Origin of the sequence: uncultured Bacteroides sp. (assembly GCF_958445495.1) — a bacterium.
Taxonomy (GTDB): Bacteria; Bacteroidota; Bacteroidia; order Bacteroidales; family Bacteroidaceae; genus Bacteroides.
The window spans coordinates 145,622-171,443 of record NZ_CAUCSQ010000002.1; the positions used below are offsets into that span (position 1 = coordinate 145,622).

The following is a 25,822-nucleotide window of genomic DNA, read 5'->3' on the forward strand; positions in this document are numbered from 1 at the left end:
AAAGTATGAAGAAGAAATTGAAAGCCGTCCTTTTCGATATGGACGGCGTGCTTTTTAACTCTATGCCTTATCATTCGGAAGCCTGGCACAAGGTTATGGAATCGCACGGACTCACCCTCAGCCGTGAAGAGGCGTATATGCATGAAGGACGGACGGGGGCCGCTACTATCAATATCGTATTTCAACGTGAACTGGGGAGAGAGGCTACGCCGGAAGAAATTGAAAGCATATACCAAGAGAAAAGTATTTTGTTCAATTCTTATGCGGAAGCGGAACGCATGCCCGGAACATGGGAGTTGTTGCAGAAAATAAAAAGTGAAGGACTGGTTCCGATGGTGGTGACCGGTTCCGGACAACTGTCATTGCTGGAAAGGCTGGAACATAATTTTCCGGGGATGTTTCATAAGGAGTTAATGGTTACGGCATTTGACGTGAAATACGGGAAACCGAACCCGGAGCCTTATTTAATGGCACTGAAAAAAGGAGGGTTGAAAGCCGGCGAGGCTGTTGTAATTGAAAATGCTCCTCTGGGTGTGGAAGCCGGACATAAGGCGGGTATCTTCACAATCGCGGTAAACACAGGTCCGCTGGACGGGCAGGTATTGCTGGATTCCGGAGCTGACTTGCTGTTGCCATCCATGCAAGCTCTTTGCGATGCTTGGGACGAACTTGATTTATAATATCTCTAACAAAACGACGATTCCGACATGCAGAAATTATTATCTTTACCGCCCAATCTGATTCACTGTTTTCATGAATTGGAAGGAGTTGACCATAACGAATGGTTTTGTACATCAGACCCCGCAGACTGCAAGCTGGGTTCCGGGGGCGGAACGACTTGGCTATTGCAATCCTGCCACCGGGCATCTGCACCTCAATCTTCATTCAGCGAGTGGATAGGACGCGAGAAAAGAATTTTGCTTCATGCGGGAGGACAAAGCCGTCGTTTACCGAGTTACGGGCCTTCCGGCAAGATACTGACTCCCATTCCCGTATTCAGTTGGGAAAGGGGGCAGAAACTGGGTCAGAATTTATTATCCCTGCAACTTCCGCTGTATGAAAGAATTATGCGGCAAGCTCCGGAAGGACTGAATACGTTGATTGCCAGCGGAGATGTTTATATCCGTTCGGAAAAACCTCTGCAGGATATTCCCGAAGTGGATGTCGTATGTTACGGTTTATGGGTAAATCCTTCACTGGCTACTCATCACGGGGTGTTCGTCTCCGACCGGAAAAGTCCGGAGGTACTTGATTTCATGTTACAAAAACCATCTTTGGAGGAACTGGAGGCATTATCCAAGACGCATCTTTTCCTGATGGATATCGGTATCTGGATTTTAAGTGACCGCGCCATAGAGGTGTTAATGAAACGTTCGTTCAAGGAAGGTACGAAGAATATCGGATATTATGATTTGTATTCCGATTACGGCCGGGCTTTGGGTGCACACCCGCAAACGGAGGATGAGGAAGTAAACCGGTTATCCGTAGCCATATTGCCGTTACCCGGCGGAGAGTTTTACCATTACGGGACAAGCCGTGAACTGATTTCTTCGACTTTAGCCATACAAGACAAAGTACGCGACCAAAGAAGAATCATGCACAGGAAGGTGAAACCGGACCCGGCTATTTTCATTCAGAACTCCGTCACGCAGGTCGCCTTGTCTGCCGGCAATGCCAGCCTGTGGATTGAAAACAGCCATATAGGTAAAGGTTGGAAGCTGGGGTCTCGCCAGATAATCACAGGAATCCCCGAAAATCAATGGGAGATAAATTTGCCGTCCGGCATTTGCATCGATGTGATTCCTTGGGGAGATAAGGCATTCGTAGCGCGTCCTTACGGAATGGACGACTTGTTTAAAGGGGCGTTGGAAGAGGAAACGACGACTTTTCTCAATGTTCCTTTTTCCCGATGGATGGAAGAAAGGGGGATAGACCCGGAAGACATGAAAGGAGGAGGTACGGACGATTTGCAGTCGGCCGCTCTCTTCCCGATTACGGACGACATCGGGGAGTTGGGCATCTTGATACGATGGATGGTATCCGAACCGTTGCTAAAAGAAGGAAAAACGCTCTGGCTAAAAGCCCGGAAAGTTTCCGCCGACGGGATATCGGCAAATGCCAACCTGAAACGCCTTTATGCCCAACGTGGCGCTTATCGCCGGAATAACTGGCAAAGTCTCGCCGCCAATTATGAGAAAAGCGTCTTTTACCAACTGGACTTGCAAGATGCCGCCAACGAATTTGTACGTTTCAACTTGGATTTTCCCGATATTCTGGAAAAAGACGCCGCTCCTATGATGCGTATCCATAACCGGATGCTTCGGGGACGTATCATGAAGTTGCAGGGAAACAGCAATTACAAGGATGAAGAGCAGGCTGCATTCGAGCTTCTCCGCGACGGATTGTTAGAGGCGATGCCTAAGCGGAGAAACTATCCGAGATTGGATGTATATTCGGACCAAATCGTATGGGGACGAAGCCCTGTGCGCATAGATTTGGCCGGAGGATGGACGGACACGCCCCCCTACTCCCTGTATTCCGGTGGAAGCGTAGTCAATCTGGCTATCGAACTGAACGGACAGCCTCCTCTGCAGGTATATGTGAAACCATGCAGGGAATATCATATCGTGCTCCGCTCCATCGATATGGGGGCTATGGAAATTATAGAGAGTTATGAAGAGTTGCACGATTACAAAAAAATAGGTTCTCCTTTTTCCATTCCCAAGGCAGCGCTTGCTTTAGCGGGATTTTCACCGGTATTCTCTGCCGAGTCCCACTCTTCACTGAAAGAACACTTGACGGCTTTCGGTTCGGGACTTGAAATCACGTTACTGGCAGCCATTCCGGCAGGTTCCGGATTGGGAACGAGTTCTATCCTGGCTTCTACCGTACTCGGAGCCATCAATGATTTCTGCGGTCTCGCATGGGACAAGAATGACATTTGCAGTTATACATTGGTGTTGGAACAACTGCTCACTACGGGTGGCGGGTGGCAGGACCAGTATGGCGGTGTCTTTTCCGGTGTCAAGTTGCTCCAATCCGAAGCAGGATTCAACCAGCATCCTTTGGTACGCTGGCTGCCCGACCAACTGTTCATACATCCCGACTATCGTGATTGCCATCTTCTTTATTATACGGGAATCACCCGTACAGCTAAAGGGATATTGGCTGAAATCGTCAGTTCCATGTTTCTCAATTCCGGTCCGCACCTCAGCTTGTTGGCCGAGATGAAAGCTCATGCAACAGATATGAGCGAGGCTATCCTGCGAAGTGACTTCGGGAATTTCGGGCATCTGATTAATAAGACTTGGGCACAAAACCAATCATTGGACAACGGAACGAATCCTCCGGCAGTGGCCGCCATCATTGAAAAGATAAAAGATTATGCATTGGGTTGCAAATTACCCGGCGCAGGCGGCGGAGGCTATTTATATATAGTAGCCAAGGACCCGCAGGCCGCTGTAAAAATCCGCCGGACATTAACTGAACAGGCTCCTAACCCCCGCGCCCGTTTCGTAGAAATGACACTCTCCGACAAAGGGTTACAGATTTCACGAAGTTAAGAAATAAAAAGACTGTATCGGAAATAAAAACAAACACCGTTCCGCCCGCTCATCTCCAAAAAACTTTTCCGGCAAGAAAACATTTCCGATACGGTCATTATCATACTTGTGCTTTATAAAGCTGTTACTCACATATTAGTACCCGCAACTATTGTAAAGTAAATCAAAATTATTATCAAAACAATAGCCCCTGTAACCAGTATAAGACCTGACTGTTTGCTTTTTTTCGGATCTTCCATAACAATAATATTTATAGCATGCATATAATATACTTCCAAATGTCCACTTGCATAAACGGGGAACACACTATCCTTACTATTAGACTACTATTTATTTACACAGCACAAAGTTATAGTTTTCTTTGAATTTATGACTATTTAAAACAACTTTTCTTAATTATAAAGCAAATTATACAACTAATGGTAATATTGTAAAGTTTATCCGGCAAGAAACGAAGAACCGGATATTGAATAACGAACATTCGGTTTTACACTGGCAGGCAATTTTAACTTCAATACCAAACGGTCGTTTTTTCTTTCAGCCGCCATGCATTATTCCCGCCTCAGAAGTTCAGTTCCGCATTACGGCAGAGTAAATTTCTTTGTTTGCCTCATCGGACTTCTGTCCTGATTATTAGCTTTTTTATCTGTCGATTTGGGGGTAACAACAGGTTAACGAAAAGGCACATCGAGTAAGATTCAGCAGGATTAAACAAGATATACTTTGAAACCATTTAGAAGTTGAGAGGTCACTTCATCTGTCTTCAAATGTTCCTTGCCTAAGTAGCTCATGAAGGAATTGAGGGCAGACTGATAGTTCTTCTGTCCTTTTATGCTTGTCGTCTCCAACCATTCCTTGCAGAACTGAATGAAGTCTATAGGCTGAGTTCGTGTACATTCCGCTTTTAGATACTCCAATATATCATCCAAAGTGTAGTGATTTACTTCCAGTTGGAGTTTAGCACACTTCTCTTGATAAGTATGGATTAGCTTGTCCACCTCTCTCTTTACGGTAGTACCTTCCTTTAATTTCAAGGACTTGGTTAAATCCTTAGAGGTTACAAACAGACTGCTTGATAGCCTTTTAACCTTTCTGTCCTGTGTAAATCTTACTTTGACGTTGTAAGTTCCGTCACTTCTTTGTTTGTCCCTTTGGACTTCTGCCTTGATTGTCAGCATTTTAATCTATTAATTTGGGGTCAACAATAGGTCAACAACAAGGAAGATTAAGCAATATTTAGCATGATTTCAGCCCTTAAACGACACCACCAAACAAAAGAAATCCCTCAACAATCAACTGATTATCAAGGGATTCATCTGTGACCCCGGTGCGATTCAAACGCACGACCTTCAGAACCGGAATCTGACGCTCTATTCACTAAGCTACGGGGCCGTTCTTTTTTTATGCGAGCACAAAAGTATAAAAAAAAAATTCATCTTCCTAATGATTCTCCTTTTTTTATAGTTCTTAAAGTCGCTACACTTGTTAACACTATGTTATTTTGAAATGCTATACGACATAAATTTATCAATTTGACAATCTTTTAGAGAAATCTCAATACATATATCATTTTTATTCCTATCTTTGCCGACAATTAATATTCAACAAACCTATGAGTTACTTGATAAAACCTGAGAACTACAAACCGCTTCTCGACCTTAAACAAACAGAGTTGGGAATCAAACAAATAAAAGAGTTCTTCCAGCTAAATCTATCATCCGAACTACGTCTAAGGCGGGTAACGGCTCCTCTTTTCGTTTTGAAAGGAATGGGTATCAACGATGATTTAAACGGAGTGGAACGGCCTGTCTCTTTTCCCATCAAAGACTTAGGAGACGCACAGGCGGAAGTTGTGCATTCATTGGCAAAATGGAAAAGACTGACTTTAGCTGATTACCACATCGAACCGGGATACGGTATCTATACTGATATGAATGCAATCCGTTCGGATGAAGAACTGGGTAACCTGCATTCGCTTTATGTAGACCAATGGGATTGGGAACGTGTTATCACCAACGAAGACAGAAATATAAATTTCCTGAAAGAAATTGTCAACCGTATTTATGCGGCGATGATTCGTACGGAATATATGGTTTACGAAATGTATCCTCAAATAAAACCTTGCCTGCCACAAAAGCTGCACTTTATCCATTCGGAGGAGTTACGCCAACTTTACCCGAATCTGGAACCGAAATGCCGCGAACACGCTATTTGCCAAAAATATGGCGCCGTATTCATCATAGGAATAGGCTGCAAGTTGGGTGACGGTAAAAAACACGACGGACGCGCTCCGGACTATGATGATTACACAACACACGGACTGAATGACTTGCCCGGACTAAACGGGGACTTGTTACTCTGGGACGATGTATTGCAACGTTCAATCGAGCTATCGTCTATGGGTATCCGTGTAGATAAAGAAGCATTGCAACGCCAGTTAAAAGAGGAACACGAAGAGAAAAGGCTGGAACTTTATTTTCACAAACGCCTGATGAATGATACTCTTCCGTTATCTATCGGCGGGGGTATCGGACAATCACGTTTGTGTATGTTTTACCTCCGTAAAGCGCATATCGGAGAAATACAAGCCAGTATATGGCCTGAAGATATGCGCAGAGAATGTGAAAAACTAGAAATCCACCTTATATAATTGCCATGAACGTACAAATAGAAGAAAGCTGGAAAACACATTTACAACCGGAATTTGATAAAGACTACTTCCGGGTACTTACGGAATTTGTAAGAAACGAATATAGCCATTATCAGATATTCCCGCCCGGAAGACTGATATTTAACGCTTTCAATCTTTGCCCTTTCGACAAAGTAAAGGTTGTAATCATCGGACAGGACCCGTATCACGGGCCGGGACAAGCGCATGGTCTTTGTTTCTCCGTAAATGACGGGGTACAATTTCCTCCCTCATTGGTCAATATTTTTAAAGAGATAAAGGCGGATATAGGAACGGACGCCCCTTCTACCGGAAACCTGACCCGTTGGGCTGAACAAGGAGTGTTATTGCTCAACGCGACATTGACTGTCCGGGCACATCAGGCGGGTTCGCACCAAAACCGAGGATGGGAGACGTTTACCGATGCCGTTATCCGTATTCTGGCGGAGAATAAAGAACATCTGGTATTTATTTTATGGGGTTCTTATGCACAAAAGAAGGGAGCATTCATTGACCGGAACAGGCATCTGGTACTTACTTCCGCACATCCGTCTCCTCTCTCCGCTCATAACGGTTTCTTCGGTAACAGGCATTTCAGCCGGACAAACGATTATTTGAAGGCTCATGGGGAAACAGAGATTAATTGGTAGAAACAAGCAGGTAAAAATGATAAAATTAGAAGGTAGTTTGTAAGAGGAGATATCAAAATGGTTTTAGAGTAAAAATTTTGTTATTTGCAACTTCCTTTAGATAACATCCTCCTGTTTAACCCTAATCTGTAACACACTGCAAGGGTTAAACAGGAGGATGGTTATATTTTAACTCACGGATTAATAATTCCTTTATAACAGGCAAAACCACTTTATTCTTCTATTCCAAAGATATTTGCATTCATTTTTCATAGAGATGTTTAAATGAAAATGAAGAGCAGATTTCCATGAAAAGGATAAAATTACTTTCCGCCAAACTTCAATAAACGCGGCATTTATTGAATATCTCCGGCATAGACATCGTATAAGATATAAATGTATAATTAAAAAAGAGGCACGGTAAATTTAAATCGAGACGAATTTCCGATATGACTATCTATATAAGTTGAATCGGAGTACGTTCTCAAAAGAGAAAGGCGACCCGGTTAAAATTGCAGGTCCGCGATACATGCTTCGGCTGATGTGTGGACCGCTTCTTAATGTTTAATACCACTGGATATTACTTTGCGTCTGGCTCCTCTGTTCATATTTCAAGTCTCGAAGGATACTTGCATTCGCACGAATCGTTACATTGTAATATTTCCAACGTCCGAAAGGTGAAAGACTGGCGGACAGATTGAAGCAATGCAGGTCACGGGAGATTGTACAAGAGGTCTGGGTAATCTCTTTCGCTTGAAAGTCATAACCGGAATTGAATGAGAGAGACCAGTTATTGGATATCTTTATATTTCCATTCGCATTAATATTATGTGTATATGTATAGGGATATCTCATGGAATGACGGTTGATAGGTTTCGTTCTGTCCTCACGGATATTGAATGAGTAACTGATACTTAAAGACCAAGGCATTTTGAATACCTGATAACCGTCCGGGTCTGCTTGCGCCTTTTCTACCTTTTTAGTAGTAGTCCCGTCTTCTTCCAATCCCTCCGAATCTTCTTCACCGTCATCCGCCGACTTTTTGTTCTTATCGTCTTCCGTTTCGTCTTTGGGACCAAACCACTTTTTCCACGTATCATTATTGAAGGTATAATTAAAAGAAGAACCATAGCCCTGGAAGCGTCCGAAACGGCCATACGACCATTCTGTCCGGTTACCTGTCACCACATTACCATTTTTATCGAAAGTATAGGCATACGTAGCGAACGAAGCATTCATGTTAAAGGTGTAGTTTTTAGTCAACTTCAGACGCAAAGTCATACTTAAATCGCTCCACGGCCTTTCTTTTGCAGCCATATTATAAGACATGCTTGCACCGAACTCATCAATGAGGCTGACTTTTTTTACCGTATCCTTCTTCGCATCATAATATTTCATCTCCAAATTGTTGGAGATAGAGAAACTTACCGTTCCTGAACCTTCACGAGAAGGTACGCCATAAGGTTGTCCGGTAAATGGAGAGTAATATTGCGTATCACCGTTGTAATCGGTATATTCTTCCCAATATTTGCTGAATCCGGGAGCACCGCTCAAACTCACTTGCGGCGTAAACACGTGACGAATCTGTATTTCCTTTTTCTTTGCAAAGAGCGGTTTATACATACCATACAGCTTGGTACTCAAACTTAAACTTGCCGAATAGTTGGATACCCGGTAGAAACCGTTCAACGTATCGCCCGGTAATGTTTCCAACCGATGGGTATCTTCATTATAGTGCTGGTTTATCTTGCGAGTGTACCAACGTTCCGTATAATTGACCGAAGGAGAAACTTGCAGGTATTTAAACAAAGTAAAAGTAGCACTGATAGGAATATTATGATTCATTGCATTTTCCCATTCGCTTAACCCGGCCTTGAACAAACGGTCATCTTTTGTACGGATGCTGTTTGTCAGACGTCCCGTATAACTGATGGAAATCTTTTCATACCAACGTTCTTCTCCCGCCGCTTTCTTGCGTTTGAACGGAAAGAGACGGCTCAACGTGATGTTCAGGTCAGGCAGAGTCACTGCAATGGAAGAATCACGCATTGTCTGTGCAATATTGGTAGTTCCGGATAATGTCAAACCGATATCAGGGAAACTGCGTGAATAACTGATACTTGACGTTTTGGTATTCTGAGTCAACAACTGGGAATTATAAAGGTTGTTGATATTGGAACGTTCGTAACTACTGGTAGCGAAATTCACACTGGCAGAGAAAGTGCTGTTCGGACTTGCCTTAGCATCCTGACGATGATTCCATACAATCTTGAAGTCTTTGGCAACTGTGTAATCCGGCATTCCCTTATCGCCGGTTTTCGTCACCTGGTAGTCGGCCTGCAACGTACCGGAATATTTGTAACGCCTATTGTAATTAGTCAGTCCCGATAATCGCCATGAACCTTTGGTGAAAATATCTCCCGTCATTTTCAGGTCCATTATATCACTGATGGCAAAATAATATCCTCCTTCCGCCAGACCGAAACCACGGCTGGAATCATCCATATAGGTCGGCATTATAAAACCGGAAGAATAACTGCTGGAAAACGGGAAGAAGAAGAAAGGAACAGCTAACGGCAAAGGAACATCTTCCACCACCAGATAAGCGGGACCTGTCACCACATTCTTTTTAGGTCTTACTTTCGCCCTTGTCAATTGCATATAGAAGTGAGGATGGTCATGATGATCACAAGTCGTGTAGCGGCCGTGCTCCATAAAAATTTCATCGTTAGAACCTTTCTTGGCCTTGTTTCCGGTCACATACCCTTCTCCCTGCTGGGTAACGATGTCAGTGATTCCCGCTTTCTTGGTTTTAAAATTGTACCGGATTGTTTCCGTATCATAGGCCGTATCCCCGTCTTTAAACACGGGTTTGCCTTTTTCCACTCCTGCAGAGTCTTTAATGCCATAGGCATGCACCGTACTGCTGTCCAGATTCATTGAAATGACTTCCGCCGCTAATTCAATATTCTGATAGTTGACTTTTCCGCTTCCATAAAGCGTGGCAGAACCGCCCAAAGTAAAAACCGTGGAGTCGTTGGATTCATAAACGACCGGTGCGTCAAGCGGCTGCTTTTTCGGTTTCGATTCAACAGAATCAATGCGTACCGTTACCGTATCTGCCCCCAATGAATCATTCCTTTGCAGGGAATCATTCTGGGCAGTAGCAGTATTAGAGGCAATCATTCCTCTTCTTCGACGTTGAGACGTAGCCTCATCGGGAAGCATCAGTAAAACAATCAGCAGTATAGATGATATAAGTATTTTTGCTTTCAATGGCGCCATTAACTAATAGTTTACGCTTGAAGTGGCAAAAGTACACAATCTTCACCAAATATGAGTTAGAATCTTCGTTATTTAATTATTTTTTAGTGCTATAAAAAGAGAGAACACCATCTATCAAAGCGGCTTAGGCCTTCTTCACCATATTTTGCAATACTTTGCCGCGCTTTTTCCACAGTTTTCTCTTCATCCAGATGGGTTTTAGAAAAGAATTTATCCGCAAAGCAAATCAATTGCTCTTCCAGGGTAATGGGCAGCATCTCACGATGAGGAACGGGGAGCTGCTGGGCAATGATATCTTCCAACGAGAGTCCGGCTCCCGTATGGCGTTCGCACACCAATGCGTGTTGGGGGAAACCTTCCGCCCGCAAGATTTCAGCTCCCAAATATCCGTGGGCGATATAAGGATGAGTGCCAAAGCACTGAATGGTGGGAGCATCGGTCTGAAAAATTCCAATATCATGCAACAGAGCAGCTTCTTTCACAAAACTCCGGTTTAAACGCAATTCGGGATGAGCATCCAGCATTTTCATTGCCTTTCCGGACACCGCCAGACTATGAATTACTAAGATTTGTCTCTGCTGCGTATTTTCCGGATAATATTTATCAATGATTTCGTATGGATTCATGTGCTTTATTTTTTGCTCTCTTGATGAGAAATTAATATTTTTGTGCAATATTACAAAAAATTACCGACATGAGAACTAGAACTTCCCTCATTCTTTTTTTTCTATTTGTTATACTCCTTTCTGAAAGTGCCAATGGTAAAGTCGTCACCGGCGCAGAACGTCTCGAACAATACCTGCCGCTCATACGAGGAAAACGTGTCGGAATGGTGGTAAATCAAACTTCTGTCGTAGGGAAAGAACAGACTCATCTGCTCGATACTCTGTTAAGGTTAAACGTGAATGTAGTTAAAGTATTTGCTCCCGAACACGGTTTTCGCGGAAATGCAGACGCCGGTGAAACCGTGAAGGACGGAAAAGACGCCCGTACCGGAATTCCTATCATCTCTCTCTACGGAGCTAACAAAAAACCGGCTGCCGCCCAACTCGAAGATATCGATGTTGTCTTATTCGATATTCAGGATGTGGGTGCACGGTTCTATACCTATATCAGTACCATGTATTATGTAATGGAGGCTTGTGCGGAAAATAACAGGCAAATGATTATATTGGACCGTCCCAACCCTTGCGATTACATAGACGGGCCGGTACTCAAACCTACTTATCGCAGTTTTGTCGGCATGTTGCCCATACCTGTGCTTCACGGATGTACTGTCGGCGAACTGGCACAAATGATAAACGGCGAAGGCTGGATTGCCAATAAGAAAAACCCCTGTCCGTTAAGAATCATCCCGGTAACCGGATGGAAACACGGAGATTCTTATTCGCTTCCGGTAAAGCCCTCTCCCAACCTGCCGAATAATCAGTCGATTCGTCTGTATGCTTCCCTTTGTCCGTTTGAGGCAACTCGTATCAGTGTAGGAAGAGGAACTAGATTTCCTTTTCAAGTGATAGGCGCTCCCGACAGGAAATTCGGAAATTTCTCCTTTACTCCCCGTTCTTTGCCCGGTTTTGATAAACAACCGATGCATAAAGGGACGGCTTGCTATGGAGAGGATTTGAGGACAGTGACCGATGTCAAGGGGTTTACTTTAAATTATGTCCTTCGCTTTTATCGTTTGTCCGGTCAAGGCCCGGCTTTTTTTTCCCGTCCCCGCTGGTTTGATTTGCTCATGGGAACAGATAGTGTGCGCAAAGCGATTCTCAGAGGCGAACCGGAAGAGAAGATTCGGGAGTGCTGGAAAAAAGAGTTACAGGCTTACAAGGAGACGAGAAAGAATTATCTGCTTTATTAAAACTCCTTTTCATCTTAGTCCGGATAAAATAAAGACGGGATAGACAGGCTGTTCAAACAAGTATAATCGAATGCAGCCAATCGCGTTTCGGTAATTTTCTGTACCTTTGTCTTATTGGAAGCACTGATTATGACAGGTTTTAATTTATATATGGATAATATAAACACGACTTTTTTTAAAGAGTTGTGTTTAGAACACGGGGAGCTACGGCATTACAAAAGAGACGAATTTATTCTCCGAGAGGGTAATATGTGTCCCTTTTTCGGCTTTATCGTATCAGGGGTTATCAAATATACTTGTACCAACCAAACAGAAAACAAGACATATAATGTGGGATTTTCTTTTGCTAACGAATTTATTGCCGATTATCCTGCTTGCTTATATAACAGGAAATCGGAACTGAATATGCAGACAATAACCCCGTGTGATATTTATATCTGTTCTTCCGACTTTCTCCTGCAAAAAATTGAAGAAAACAAAGAGAACCAACGGATCGCCCGTATCGCAACCGAACAGCTATTTTTTCAGTCATACTCACGTTATTTGGATTTGTTCAGATTTACACCGGAAGAACGGTATCTTCAACTTTTGAAAAGATGCCCGGAAATCCTGCAAATGATATCACTCAAAGAAATTGCATCTTATCTTAAAATAACTCCCGTACACATGAGCCGTATCAGGCGTAAACAGAGTTTTGGCAACAAAGAATGAACATAAGTTTAGAAACTCAGTTTTTAACAATATTCCAAGATAGCATTTGCGCTATCAGGAAATTTTTCTCTATTTTTGTATTAGTCTGTTCCGGTTTTACGAAATGGAACAAGAGATTTCTAATTGATAGCCGAATGATATGAAAACAAAAGATTTACTTGGAATGTTCTTATCATTGTTTTGTGCTGTTATTCTTATAAGCTGCGGCAATGATGAAAAAGAGGAAAGAAAAATAACCGATTACAAAGAATATGTCTTGACGGTTGCTTCCTCAAAAGTGCCCGGTGTAATAACTTCATGTGGTAACAGCAACCTAACGGACGTGTATGCTGTCATGAAAGAACAATCTACGGAGTGGGAAGCATTTGGAATAATCGAAGGGTTTAAATACGAACCCGGGTATGAATACAGAATTCGTATCAGTGAAACGAGTTATCTGGATTATAGCAAAGGAGAACCGGCATGGACGGAATACATTCTTCTTGAAGTAATCTCAAAAGAAAAAAAGAGCTCGGCAAACTTACCTCTCAACTTTATTCCTGACTGGTATTATGAGTAATATTGTTCACATGTAGATTCTGAATTCCGATATACTGTAAATGCAGAACAACAAGAAATCATTGAAAACGACATTAGGGCAAATGCCGCCCTTGTTGAAGGATTACATTGTTACATTACGGCAGGATGGGAAAATTGGTTCTTGTTGGATACGAATAAAAAAACGGTGGAACAAGGTATTCTTAAAAAAGTAAATAAAGATTATACCGAATTTTCGGAAACATATAAATTGTTCCCTCCTAAAGGCAATGTATTGGGGTATATGCAATGGGACTTTATTAAAGATGCCGGTCCGGAAAAGAACGCCATGCAATATGATGTATTTATTTGCAGTGGGGCAAAGACCAAATCTGCCGCCGACTATTCTGTTACCCCGTGGCTTTATAAAGACCTTACAGTTTATTATCAAAACAAATATCCCGAAGCAGATGTGAAAGCTGTCGTCATTTGTTATAGGATAGATTATTGATATTTTAATTTCCGAATGACAAAGTACACAAGAACAGACAAAAGCTTGCCTATAAAAGGGGGATTCAAAAACAGGCGGAAAGGAAATGGTTCTAATAAATGTGTCTCAGAATTTTAGGATACGGATAAATTCGGACATCCTCCGTATTTTTATGCCCCGGCAAATTCACCGAAGATATAGAAACCGGCTTTTAATGTAAATCTTATAGCAGTGTATGCATATTGGGAAAACATAAAATAATACACTCGGAGGCCTGCACCTTTCACCTATTTTTGAAGTGTACTGTTCTATGAATATCAGTGTATTGTGTTCAGTATTTTATCTCATTCTTTCTCTTTTTCCACAACTGCCAACTGTTGATGATGTTTTGCCACAGTACGTAGGAACCGGGAGCTACGGCAGATAGCGGATTCAAATAGGTATGCGCCATCCAAATGGCAAGAATCGTATTTTTCTGTCCTAATGCCTGCCCGCCGCTAATACGGTCATTGTAAACGGAACCAATCGTTTTTCCTAAGAAGAATTGCAAACAACAGGCAATCAAGGCTCCGACAGCAATCATCATCTCTGTAAAACCGTCCGCCGGTTCATTCAACAACGAATATAATGTTTGGGCCGTTACAATAGCCAATGAAACAGCCCACAGATAAAAAGCCAGCTCATGATAGCCCAGTAACTTCCGATGTACCCCCGGAAGACATTTACCCAGTAACCACGCCGCGAGAAAAGGACAAATCAATAATGGGAACACCTTGCTCAAGATAATGAAAAACGCTCCCCAGAAACTGATATCGGGATGTGTTTCCACCAACGGGAAAAGAATAGGTACTGCAACGGCAGCCCCGATATTTCCCAACAACGTATAAGTTGTCAGACTCGCCGCACTGCCTCCCAACTTGGAAGTAATCACCGCAGCGGCAGTGGCCGTAGGACAGATAATACAAACCATCACCCCTTCCGCTACAATCTTATTAAAACGATAAAGTAAAAGATAAGCTGCCAACGCTCCTACAATCTGAATCAACAATAACCACGCATGCAGAGGTTTAAGCTTCAACTCATGGAGAGATACTTTACAAAAAGTGAGTAACAACATCGTAAAAATAAGATATGGAGTAAGAAAAGAAAGAGTGATAAACAACGGATATCCCGCAGCACCTACCAACATTGCAATAGGTAATGTCCAATTCTTCAAAAACTTAAGCATCGACGTATATTTTAACTTCACCTTGCAAAGTAACGGAGATTTCAGGAAAAAAGCTATCATTAAACCGAAAAAAACACAAAACTTAATGGTAAATAATGAGTTTTCTACAAAATTCTACTACATTTGCAGCGTATTACGGATATGAAACTGAATAGACCTTACATATTATATACATGCATTTGCCTATGGCTACTTTTTCTACCCTCATGTATCGGCCGTTTATGGGGGAAAGATTTTGTCGTAGTTATTGACGCAGGACACGGAGGACATGATCCGGGAGCCATAGGAAAAATCTCCAAAGAAAAGAATATCAACCTGAATATCGCCCTAAAGGTCGGAAATCTGATAAAAAGAAACTGTAAAGACGCCAAAGTAATTTATACCCGTAGCAAGGACGTGTTTATTCCTTTAGCGCGACGGGCGGAAATAGCCAACAATGCAAAGGCCGACCTTTTCATCTCCATCCATACCAACGCACTAGCAAACAACCGTACGGCAAAAGGAGCCTCTACCTGGACCTTGGGTCTAGCCAAATCGGAGGCCAATCTGGAAGTTGCCAAACGGGAAAATGCGGTAATCCTTTATGAAAGCGACTATAAGACAAGGTATGCCGGCTTTAATCCGAATTCGGCAGAATCTTATATCATATTCGAATTCATGCAGGACAAATACATGGAACAGAGCGTACATCTAGCGTCACTGGTACAGAAACAGTTCCGCCATACCTGCAAACGAATAGATCGAGGCGTGCACCAAGCGGGATTTCTTGTTCTGAAAGCAAGTGCTATGCCCAGTATCCTTATTGAACTGGGATTTATTTCCACTCCTGAAGAAGAACGTTATCTGAATTCGGAAGAAGGAGCTAATACGATGGCGAAAGGCATTTATCATGCTTTCTTAAACTATAAAAGAGAACATGAGTTGCGCCTGACAGGAGCCAGCAATACGATTATCCCTGCCGCTCAAGAAAAAGACGACGCTCCGGCAACAGCCCGGCAATCTCAAGCCCTTCCAACAAATACCCAGGCACAACAGAAAACGTGGGTAGCCGAAACTGCCGCCCAACCGGTCACAACGGCAAAAAAGGCAACTAAACGACCAATCGCAGCAGAAAGTGCAACCAATGACAGTGAAATTACGTTTAAGATACAAATACTAACCTCTTCCAAACCTTTAGCAAAAACAGACAAACGGCTGAAAGGATTGAAGAATGTAGATTACTATAAGGAAAAAGGATTATACAAATATACGTATGGCGCTTCCGCCGACTATAATAAAGTATTACGCACGAAACGCTCTATAACGGCGCAGTTCAAAGATGCTTTTATCATCGCCTTCCGCAACGGTGAAAAAATGAATGTCAGCGAAGCGATTGCCGAATTCAAGAAAAGAAAAAAATAAATAAAAGATAAAATGAAGTACATTACAAAAGAAGTCAGAATAGGAATTGCAGGTATCATAGCATTATGCGTGTTGGTCTATGGCATCAATTGGCTGAAAGGAATACACATGTTTCAACCTTCAAGTTATTTCTATGCCAAATTTCAGAATGTAAACGGATTGACCAAATCCAGTCCGGTATTTGCAGACGGCGTTCGCGTCGGCATTGTACGCGACATCTATTATGATTACGTAAATCCGGGAAATGTTGTCGTCGAAGTGGAACTAGATACCGAACTGCGCATTCCCAAAGGAAGTACCGCCGAACTGGTATCCGAACTCATGGGAGGCGTACGCATGAACATCCTGCTGGCTAACAACCCGCGTGAAAAATATGCAGTAGGAGACACTATCCCCGGCTCACTGAACAACGGAATGATGGAAAGCGTAGCACAGCTAATGCCTAAAGTACAGGAGATGTTGCCCAAACTGGACTCTATCCTCATTTCCCTGAATCATATCCTGGGAGACAAAAGTATCCCCGCCACCTTGCATTCTATGGAAACCGCTACCGCCAATCTGGCTGTGGTAAGTTCGCAAATGAAAGGGCTCATGAGCAATGATATTCCCCAACTCACAGGGAAACTCAATACCATCGGAGACAATTTCGTCACCATCAGCGGCAATTTGAAAGAAATAGACTATACGGCAACTTTCAAAAAAGTAGACGAAACGCTGGCTAACGTAAAAATGCTGACGGAAAAGCTGAATAACAAAGACAATACGTTAGGATTGCTCTTTAACGATTCGTCCCTATATAATAATCTGAATGCAACGACGAAAAATGCCGCCAGTCTTTTGGAAGACTTGAAAGCACATCCGAAACGTTATGTCCACTTCTCATTGTTCGGCAAGAAAGACAAGTAACTTTTCTTCCTTATATAGATTTTATCTAAATAAGGAAAAGAGACGAAAAGGCTGCGGATTACTTTGCAAATGTCTATCTATAAACCGAAATAATATTCCTGTACAAACAAGGGAATAAAAGAAAAATCAGGAGAAGTCATAATACAATATACTAATATACAGATACTTATAAAAAATCAAGAGCTATCACACCTATAGTGATTCTATAGGAATGTATAAGTCATTGAAAGTAAACGCATTATTATTTTCATGAAATAAACAAGAAAAAACGGATTTGTTTTTTCCAAATAAGATTCCCAATTTTGCAAACGTAGAAGTTTTGCTTAATTAATAAATGTATTAGAAGTTGCTATGATTGAATCAAATCATGTCGTGCTTTGGAACCGCTGTCTGGAAATAATCAAAGACAATGTTCCCGATACGACATATAATACTTGGTTTGCCCCGATTGTTCCGCTAAAATATGAGGACAAAACATTGATTTTACAGATTCCGAGCCAGTTTTTCTATGAGATTCTGGAAGAGAGATTTGTGGATCTGATTCGTAAGACCTTATATAAGGTTATCGGCGAAGGCACTAAGTTGATGTACAACGTCATGGTAGACAAGACTTCGATTCCTAATCAAACGGTTAATCTCGAAGCAAGCAATCGTTCTACAGCCGTCACCCCCAAAAGCATATTTGACGGCAATAAGGCTCCTAATTTCCTGAAAGCTCCTGCCGTACAGGATTTGGACCCACATTTGAATCCCAACTATAATTTTGAGAATTTCATAGAAGGATACAGCAATAAATTATCGAGAAGCGTCGCCGAAGCCGTAGCACAGAAACCGGGAGGCACCGCTTTCAATCCATTATTCCTTTACGGAGCATCCGGCGTAGGAAAAACGCACCTTGCCAACGCAATCGGTACGAAAATCAAAGAATTATATCCCGAAAAAAGAGTATTGTACGTGTCAGCCCACCTGTTTCAAGTCCAATACACAGATTCAGTACGTAATAACACAACCAACGACTTTATCAACTTCTACCAGACTATCGATGTATTAATTATCGATGATATCCAGGAGTTTGCAGGAGTTACCAAAACGCAAAACAACTTCTTCCATATCTTCAACCACCTGCATCAGAACGGCAAGCAACTCATTCTGACCTCCGACCGTGCCCCTGTGTTATTGCAAGGTATCGAAGAGCGCCTATTGACCCGCTTCAAATGGGGTATGGTGGCTGAACTTGAAAAACCGACTGTGGAACTCCGCAAGAATATCCTGCGCAACAAGATACACCGCGACGGATTGCAGTTTCCACCGGAAGTAATCGACTACATCGCAGAAAACGTAAATGAAAGCGTACGTGATTTGGAAGGCATCGTTATCGCAATCATGGCACGTTCTACGATTTTCAACAAAGAAATAGATTTGGACTTAGCGCAACACATCGTGCACGGTGTAGTCCATAACGAAACAAAGGCTGTCACAATCGACGATATCCTTAAAGTCGTATGCAAACATTTCGACCTGGAACCATCCGCCATACATACAAAATCCAGAAAAAGAGAGGTAGTCCAGGCAAGACAAATTGCTATGTATCTGGCTAAAAACCATACGGATTTCTCAACTTCCAAAATAGGAAAGTTTATCGGCAATAAGGACCATGCAACCGTACTCCATGCCTGTAAGACGGTTAAAGGCCAATTGGAGGTAGACAAAAGCTTTCATGCGGAAGTACAGGAAATAGAGACATTGTTGAAGAAAAGAAATTAAAGGAAAAAGAATTCCGAAAAAATACCGGACAACAGTAAACGGTAAACAATCGTATGCCGCCAATGGCTCTTTTACCGCTTATTGTTGTTTTTAATATCCGTCCGATTGCCATTCGTATCCCCACTGTCTTAGTATCCATCAAGACTATTCATAAAATAAAAATGAAAGGTAAACTCTCCTGAAAAGATAAACTTACCCTTCAACAAATCTCAGATACGTAAAATTTTCCGGGTATTTCCACCTATTGAATTCCCAAAGGCGAAACATATACCGGATACCCTTAAAAATACAATAAGGCAACTGACTCGCAATGAACCAGTTGCCTTATCTCTTTTATTTTATGAATATTCCCCAAAATACGGAATTTTCTGAATCTCTCCTCAAATGCGGAATTTACCGGACTCCCTTGTTTTATCTCTTATAAAAATCCTTGCCCGCGAAGAACCGTCAACAAATTTTCAGACATAAATTCATTGTCTTTTTTTGTATAACGCACATCTGTAAAGACTTGCGCAAGAGTTTCTTTCTTATTCTCTTCTATAAACTGCCTGCTTTCCGGCAACGATTCTTTATAAGCATATAACTTATCAATATCTTCAGGCGTATAATCATGATACGTTTCCTGATGTACGGCAGCTTCCAAAGGCAAACGGTCCACTTGTGCCGGAACACCGTCCGGATACCCCACTGTCACTGTCGTCACGGGAAATACCAATGCAGGCAGATTCAGCACGTCGATAATCATCTGCGGGTTATAAGTCGTCGTCCCCAGATAACAGATTCCGAGTCCCGCTTCTTCAGCCAAAGTACAAAAAGTCTGCGCCACAAGCAAAGTATCCATAGCGGCATTCATAAAAGACATTAAATTGTCATAACCCGGTACAGCTTTTCTCTGTTCACACCACTTGCTGAAACGACGAAAATCGGCACAAAAAGTAAGTACCACCGGTGCATTCTTTACCATCGGCTGGTGAAAATGAGCAGGGGAAAGCTTTTCCTTCATTCCCGCATCACGAGTAACGACCACACTATAAAGCTGCATCCCCCCCATAGTAGAAGCCCGGAAAGAGGTTTCAAGCAAATCATTTAACAAATCGGGAGCAATATCCTTGGCAAGATACTTCCGAACGGTCCTTCTGTTCCTTACAGTCTCAAACATATCTTTTTTCTGCAAAGATATAAAAAGAAAAAAAGATTCCTCCATACCGGCCGAACAGAATAGTTTTCTTTTTGGAAAACTTTAACCTTTGAACAATTTTATGATTTCATTGTTTATCAGATACTTATCAAAGACAAATGGAAAACTTGCAATCTGTTAATAAAATGTTTCATTTTTATTTTGATAGATGAAAAAACATTCTTAGCTTTGTGCCTGCATTTGTTAATGATAAGTAAACTTCTACACATTACTTATTAAAAATGAAATCTAAGACACATTAAATCGTGGAAAAGCAAATTTATTCTTATGATGAAGCCTATGAAGAATCTTTACGATATTTTCAAGGCGATGAGCTTGCTGCCAGAGTTTGGGTAAACAAATACGCAGTGAAAGACTCTTTCGGAAATATTTACGAAAAATCTCCGGAAGACATGCATTGGAGAATTGCAAATGAAGTGGCACGCATCGAATCGAAGTATCCGAACGGACTGACCGCCCAGGAATTATACGCCCTGTTCGACCACTTCAGATACATTGTTCCGCAAGGTAGCCCGATGACAGGTATCGGAAACGACCATCAGGTAGCTTCACTCTCCAACTGCTTCGTAATCGGAGTGGACGGTGCAGCAGATTCTTACGGGGCTATTATCAAAATCGATGAAGAGCAAGTTCAACTGATGAAAAGACGTGGAGGCGTAGGCCATGACCTGTCTCACATCCGCCCGAAAGGTTCTCCCGTCAAAAACTCGGCTTTGACTTCCACCGGCCTCGTCCCGTTTATGGAACGTTACTCCAATTCCACCCGTGAAGTGGCACAGGACGGACGCCGCGGCGCATTGATGCTCAGTGTGTCTATCAAACATCCGGATTCAGAAGCATTCATCGATGCAAAAATGACAGAAGGCAAGGTTACCGGCGCCAACGTATCCGTTAAGCTGGACGATGCCTTCATGCAAGCGGCCATCGAAGAAAAGCCGTACATCCAACAATACCCTATCGACTCGCCCAATCCCAGCTTTACTAAAGAAATCAACGCTTCCGCCCTATGGAAGAAGATTGTCCATAACGCCTGGAAATCGGCAGAACCGGGAGTCCTGTTCTGGGATACCATCATCCGCGAGTCCGTACCCGACTGCTATGCCGACCTCGGTTATAGAACCGTATCCACCAACCCTTGTGGCGAAATACCTTTATGCCCGTACGATTCTTGCCGTTTACTGGCTATCAATCTATATTCCTACGTCGTCAACCCATTCAAACCGGATGCCTATTTCGACTTCGAACTGTTCAAGAAACACGTAGCTCTGGCACAGCGTATCATGGACGATATCATCGACCTTGAGCTGGAAAAGATTGAACGCATCATGAAGAAAATCGACGAAGATCCGGAAAGCGATGAGGTAAAACGCGCAGAACGCATACTTTGGGAAAAAATATATAAAAAGAGCGGTCAAGGCCGGCGTACCGGAGTCGGTATCACAGCCGAGGGAGATATGCTCGCTGCGCTGGGTTTCCGCTACGGAACAGAAGAAGCGACGAAATTTTCAGAGAAAGTACATAAGACAATAGCCTTAGGAGCCTATCGTTCTTCCGTAGAAATGGCTAAAGAACGCGGCGCCTTCGAAATTTACAGTAACGAACGGGAACAAGACAATCCGTTTATCAAACGCCTTGCAGAAGCAGAGCCGGAACTGTATGAAGAAATGAAAAAATACGGACGCCGCAACATCGCCTGCCTGACTATCGCACCTACCGGAACCACCAGCCTGATGACCCAGACAACCTCCGGTATCGAACCCGTATTCCTGCCCGTTTACAAACGCAGAAGAAAAGTCAACCCGAACGATACAAACGTACATGTAGACTTCGTTGACGAAACAGGAGATGCATTCGAGGAATATATCGTATTCCACCATAAATTCGTGACATGGATGGAAGCTAACGGATATGACCCGTCCAAACGGTACACGCAAGAAGAAATTGACGAACTGGTAGCCAAATCACCCTATTATAAAGCCACCTCCAATGATGTAGACTGGTTGATGAAAGTGAAGATGCAGGGAAGAATCCAGAAATGGGTAGACCACTCCATCAGCGTAACCATCAACTTGCCGAACGACGTGGACGAAGAATTGGTGAACCGCCTGTATGTAGAAGCATGGAAATCCGGCTGCAAAGGTTGTACCGTATATCGTGACGGTTCGCGTTCGGGAGTATTGATTTCCACCAAATCAAACAAAGACAAAAAAGAAGAACTCCCCCCCTGCAAACCTCCTACAGTAGTAGAAGTACGCCCCAAAGTCCTGGAAGCAGACGTTGTCCGGTTCCAGAACAACAAAGAAAAATGGGTCGCCTTCGTAGGATTGCTGGACGGGCATCCCTACGAAATCTTTACCGGATTGCAGGATGACGACGAAGGCATCCTGTTGCCTAAGAGCGTAACTTGCGGACGTATCATAAAAAATGTGGATGAAGACGGTACAAAACGTTATGACTTCCAGTTTGAAAACAAACGCGGATACAAAACAACCATTGAAGGACTGTCTGAAAAATTCAATAAAGAATATTGGAACTACGCCAAATTGATTTCCGGCGTGCTCCGTTACCGAATGCCGATTGAACAAGTCATTAAGCTAGTCGGTTCCCTGCAACTGAACAGTGAAAACATTAACACCTGGAAAAACGGCGTGGAACGCGCATTGAAAAAATACATCCAGGACGGGACTGAAGCTAAAGGGAAAAAATGTCCGAACTGCGGAAATGAAACACTGGTTTATCAAGAAGGCTGCCTGATTTGTACAACTTGCGGCGCTTCCAGATGTGGATAAACCTCTTCGTATGTTAATTAATATATAAACAAAAGGTTAAAAGGAGCCCATACGGACTCCTTTTATTTTTTATTCAAAAAAATATCTTATACTTGCAGTCCGAAAATATCTAATCAGAATCTAATATATGATTTTATCATTCAACATCGAATATCGCACCAATTGGGGGGAAGAAGTAAAGATTGCCGGTCTGTTTCCGGAATCCGTCTCCCTGCATACCACAGACGGAATATACTGGACAACAGAATTGGAACTCGAAGTTCCCCAAGAAGGCATGTCTGTCAATTACCGTTACCAGATAGAACAAAACGGAGCAGTCACCCGCAAAGAATGGGACAATTTTCCCAGACACCTTTTCTTATGCGGCCCCTCCCAAAAAAAATACAGAATCAATGACTGTTGGAAAAACATTCCCGAACAATCATATCTTTACAGTTCCGCATTCACGGAAGTCCTATTAGCACATCCTGAAAGAGAAACAGTTCCGCAGAACTATAAGAAAAGTCTGGTAATCAAGGTCTACGCTCCGCGTGTCAACCAAGACTACTGCCTGGCAATCTGCGGCAATCAAAAAGCATTGGGAAACTGGGAACCGGAAAAAGCCGTCCTTATGAGCGACGCGAACTTCCCGGAATGGCAGGCAGAGCTGGACGCAAACAAATTGAAATTTCCCCTGGAATATAAATTCATCCTCTACAATAAAGCAGAAAAAAGAGCGGATTGCTGGGAAAATAATCCCAACCGCTATCTGGCAGAGCCGGAATTAAAAACAAACGAGACCTTAGTCATTGCCGACCGGTACGCCTATTTCGACATTCCCGCATGGAAAGGGGCGGGGGTTGCTATCCCCGTATTCTCCCTAAAATCAGAGAAAAGTTTCGGCGTAGGTGATTTCGGAGATTTAAAACGGATGGTTGACTGGGCTGTATATACCCATCAAAAAGTGATACAGATTCTGCCAATCAACGATACGACAATGACACATACATGGACAGACTCCTATCCGTACAACAGCATTTCCATTTATGCTTTCCACCCGATGTACGCAGACCTCAGGCAGATGGGCACACTTAAAGACAAAGAAGCCGCATCGAAACTCAAACAAAGGCAAAAAGAGCTGAACAACCTGTCCGCCATCGACTATGAAGCCGTAAACCGGGCCAAATGGGAATACTACCGCCTATTATTCAAGCAAGACGGAGAAAAGACCTTATCCTCCAAAAGTTTCAGGGAATTTTTCGAGTCCAACAAAGAATGGCTACAGCCCTATGCGGTATTCAGTTATCTGCGGGATGCCTACCGGACGCCCGATTTCCGCGAATGGCCGAGACATTCGGTTTATGACGCGCAAGAAATAGAAAAAATGTGCCGGCAAGGAACGGCAGACTATCCGCACATCGCAATTTATTTCTATATCCAATACCACCTGCACCTCCAGTTGTTCGCCGTTACGAAATACGCCCGCGAACAAGGCGTCGTGTTAAAAGGAGACATTCCAATCGGTATCAGCCGCAACAGTGTGGAAGCCTGGACAGAGCCCCATTACTTCAACCTCAACGGGCAAGCGGGAGCCCCCCCTGATGATTTTTCCGCCAACGGACAGAACTGGGGATTCCCCACCTACAACTGGGACGTCATGGAAAAAGACGGCTACTGCTGGTGGATGAAACGTTTTCAGAAAATGGCGGAATATTTCGACGCCTACCGGATTGACCATATCCTCGGATTCTTCCGTATCTGGGAAATTCCCATGCATGCCGTACACGGCTTGTTAGGACAGTTTGTCCCCTCCCTTCCCATGAGCCGGGAAGAAATAGAAAGTTTCGGTCTCACGTTCCGCGACGAATACCTTCTTCCTTATATCCACGAATCCTTCCTCGGACAACTGTTCGGGCCGCACACCGAGTTCGTGAAACAAAATTTCCTCCAACCGACCGATGTATCCGGCATTTACCGCATGAAGCCGGGATTTGAAACCCAACGGGAGGTCGAGCGTTTCTTCTTCGGCAAGAACGATGAAGACAGCACATGGATACGAGACGGGCTTTATTCCTTAATCAGTGACGTGCTATTCGTTCCTTCTCAAAAAGAAAAAGGAAAATACCATCCCCGCATCGGCGTGCAACACGACTATGTTTTCCGCACACTGAACGAAGGAGAAAAAAACGCCTTCAACAGACTCTATAACCAATATTATTACCACCGTCACAACACCTTCTGGCATCAACAGGCAATGAAAAAGCTGCCGCAATTGACACAATCCACCCGAATGTTGGTCTGCGGAGAAGATTTGGGTATGATTCCGGACTGCGTCGCATCAGTAATGAATGATTTACGTATTCTCAGCCTGGAAATCCAACGGATGCCCAAGAACCCGGCACAAGAATTCGGACACCTGAGCCAATACCCCTATCGGTCGGTCTGTACAATCTCCACCCATGACATGTCTACTCTGCGGGGGTGGTGGGAAGAAGATTACCAACAGACACAACGTTATTATAACACGATGCTGGGACATTACGGCACCGCTCCCACAACCGCCACACCGGAACTATGCGAAGAAGTAGTGCGCAATCATCTCAACAGTAATTCCATCCTCTGCATCCTGTCATTACAAGACTGGCTATCCATTGACGAAAAATGGAGAAACCCCGATATACAGGAAGAGCGAATCAATGTCCCCTCCAATCCGAGAAACTATTGGCGATACCGGATGCACCTTACTTTAGAGCAACTGATGAAAGCCAAAGAAGTCAATGAAAAAATACGCGGGCTTATCAAATACACAGGGAGAAACCCGCAAAAATAAAAAGGAA

Annotated in this window: 18 protein-coding genes and 1 tRNA gene; 13 read left to right on the forward strand and 6 right to left on the reverse strand. The window is 43.1% G+C overall.

Features of this window, described 5'->3' with window-relative positions; all coding sequences use genetic code 11:
* The first annotated feature begins 5 nt into the window (after positions 1–5).
* The gene (locus Q5076_RS01535; RefSeq protein ID WP_303010465.1) at positions 6–680 is read left to right on the forward strand and encodes an HAD family hydrolase; all 675 of its coding nucleotides are present in this window, start codon (positions 6–8) and stop codon (positions 678–680) included.
* 27 nt (positions 681–707) lie between these two features.
* The gene (locus tag Q5076_RS01540) at positions 708–3,563 is read left to right on the forward strand and encodes a bifunctional fucokinase/fucose-1-phosphate guanylyltransferase (protein ID WP_303010466.1); all 2,856 of its coding nucleotides are present in this window, start codon (positions 708–710) and stop codon (positions 3,561–3,563) included.
* A 707-nt stretch (positions 3,564–4,270) separates the two neighbouring features.
* Here Q5076_RS01540 and Q5076_RS01545 read toward each other — a convergent pair.
* Together Q5076_RS01545 and Q5076_RS01550 are read right to left on the reverse strand one after the other, a co-directional pair.
* The gene (locus tag Q5076_RS01545) at positions 4,271–4,741 is read right to left on the reverse strand and encodes a phage integrase SAM-like domain-containing protein (RefSeq protein WP_303010467.1); all 471 of its coding nucleotides are present in this window, start codon (positions 4,739–4,741) and stop codon (positions 4,271–4,273) included.
* 141 nt (positions 4,742–4,882) lie between these two features.
* Positions 4,883–4,955 (reverse strand) — tRNA-Arg (locus Q5076_RS01550).
* A 220-nt stretch (positions 4,956–5,175) separates the two neighbouring features.
* Between Q5076_RS01550 and asnA the strand changes: the two genes are divergently transcribed.
* Positions 5,176–6,213, forward strand: a complete 1,038-nt coding sequence (gene asnA, locus Q5076_RS01555) for an aspartate--ammonia ligase (protein WP_303010468.1) — start codon at positions 5,176–5,178, stop codon at positions 6,211–6,213.
* Positions 6,214–6,218: 5 nt separating this feature from the next.
* Complete coding sequence (ung, locus tag Q5076_RS01560; protein WP_303010469.1) at positions 6,219–6,881, forward strand: uracil-DNA glycosylase; 663 nt, start codon at positions 6,219–6,221, stop codon at positions 6,879–6,881.
* Between the two features lie 543 nt (positions 6,882–7,424).
* Here the strand turns inward: ung and Q5076_RS01565 are convergent.
* Positions 7,425–10,145 carry a putative LPS assembly protein LptD gene (locus Q5076_RS01565; protein ID WP_303010470.1) on the reverse strand — a complete coding sequence of 907 codons (2,721 nt, stop codon included), beginning with the start codon at positions 10,143–10,145 and terminating at the stop codon, positions 7,425–7,427.
* An 89-nt stretch (positions 10,146–10,234) separates the two neighbouring features.
* Entirely contained in the window at positions 10,235–10,771 is a 537-nt protein-coding gene (locus Q5076_RS01570; protein ID WP_004312347.1) for an HDIG domain-containing metalloprotein, read from the reverse strand.
* Between the two features lie 68 nt (positions 10,772–10,839).
* On the opposite strand from Q5076_RS01570, the gene Q5076_RS01575 reads away from it, so the two are divergent.
* From Q5076_RS01575 to Q5076_RS01590, 4 genes are all read left to right on the forward strand, one after another.
* Positions 10,840–12,003, forward strand: coding sequence for a DUF1343 domain-containing protein (locus tag Q5076_RS01575; protein ID WP_303010471.1), 1,164 nt, complete (start codon positions 10,840–10,842; stop codon positions 12,001–12,003).
* A gap of 129 nt (positions 12,004–12,132) precedes the next feature.
* Entirely contained in the window at positions 12,133–12,714 is a 582-nt protein-coding gene (locus Q5076_RS01580; RefSeq protein WP_368389368.1) for a Crp/Fnr family transcriptional regulator, read from the forward strand.
* Between the two features lie 139 nt (positions 12,715–12,853).
* On the forward strand, positions 12,854–13,273 hold the full coding sequence (locus Q5076_RS01585; protein WP_303010473.1) for a DUF4377 domain-containing protein: 420 nt from the start codon (positions 12,854–12,856) through the stop codon (positions 13,271–13,273).
* Between the two features lie 144 nt (positions 13,274–13,417).
* A complete protein-coding gene (locus Q5076_RS01590) occupies positions 13,418–13,741 on the forward strand; it encodes a hypothetical protein (protein ID WP_303010474.1) in 324 nt (107 codons plus the stop codon).
* A gap of 310 nt (positions 13,742–14,051) precedes the next feature.
* Here Q5076_RS01590 and Q5076_RS01595 read toward each other — a convergent pair whose 3' ends face one another.
* Positions 14,052–15,008, reverse strand: coding sequence for a transporter (locus Q5076_RS01595; RefSeq protein ID WP_303010475.1), 957 nt, complete (start codon positions 15,006–15,008; stop codon positions 14,052–14,054).
* Between the two features lie 81 nt (positions 15,009–15,089).
* Here Q5076_RS01595 and Q5076_RS01600 point away from each other — a divergent pair, with 81 nt between their 5' ends.
* From Q5076_RS01600 to dnaA, 3 genes are all read left to right on the forward strand, one after another.
* Positions 15,090–16,349 (forward strand): N-acetylmuramoyl-L-alanine amidase, encoded by a 1,260-nt coding sequence (locus Q5076_RS01600; protein WP_303010476.1) that lies wholly within the window; start codon positions 15,090–15,092, stop codon positions 16,347–16,349.
* A gap of 12 nt (positions 16,350–16,361) precedes the next feature.
* Positions 16,362–17,255 (forward strand): MlaD family protein, encoded by an 894-nt coding sequence (locus Q5076_RS01605; RefSeq protein ID WP_303010477.1) that lies wholly within the window; start codon positions 16,362–16,364, stop codon positions 17,253–17,255.
* A 351-nt stretch (positions 17,256–17,606) separates the two neighbouring features.
* Positions 17,607–19,019 carry a chromosomal replication initiator protein DnaA gene (dnaA, locus tag Q5076_RS01610; protein ID WP_303010478.1) on the forward strand — a complete coding sequence of 471 codons (1,413 nt, stop codon included), beginning with the start codon at positions 17,607–17,609 and terminating at the stop codon, positions 19,017–19,019.
* Between the two features lie 418 nt (positions 19,020–19,437).
* Here dnaA and Q5076_RS01615 read toward each other — a convergent pair whose 3' ends face one another.
* On the reverse strand, positions 19,438–20,178 hold the full coding sequence (locus tag Q5076_RS01615) for an NADPH-dependent oxidoreductase (protein ID WP_303010479.1): 741 nt from the start codon (positions 20,176–20,178) through the stop codon (positions 19,438–19,440).
* Between the two features lie 284 nt (positions 20,179–20,462).
* Here Q5076_RS01615 and Q5076_RS01620 point away from each other — a divergent pair, with 284 nt between their 5' ends.
* Together Q5076_RS01620 and Q5076_RS01625 are read left to right on the forward strand one after the other, a co-directional pair.
* Positions 20,463–23,006 (forward strand): adenosylcobalamin-dependent ribonucleoside-diphosphate reductase, encoded by a 2,544-nt coding sequence (locus tag Q5076_RS01620; RefSeq protein WP_303010480.1) that lies wholly within the window; start codon positions 20,463–20,465, stop codon positions 23,004–23,006.
* 127 nt (positions 23,007–23,133) lie between these two features.
* Positions 23,134–25,815 carry a 4-alpha-glucanotransferase gene (locus tag Q5076_RS01625; RefSeq protein ID WP_303010481.1) on the forward strand — a complete coding sequence of 894 codons (2,682 nt, stop codon included), beginning with the start codon at positions 23,134–23,136 and terminating at the stop codon, positions 25,813–25,815.
* Positions 25,816–25,822: the final 7 nt, after the last annotated feature.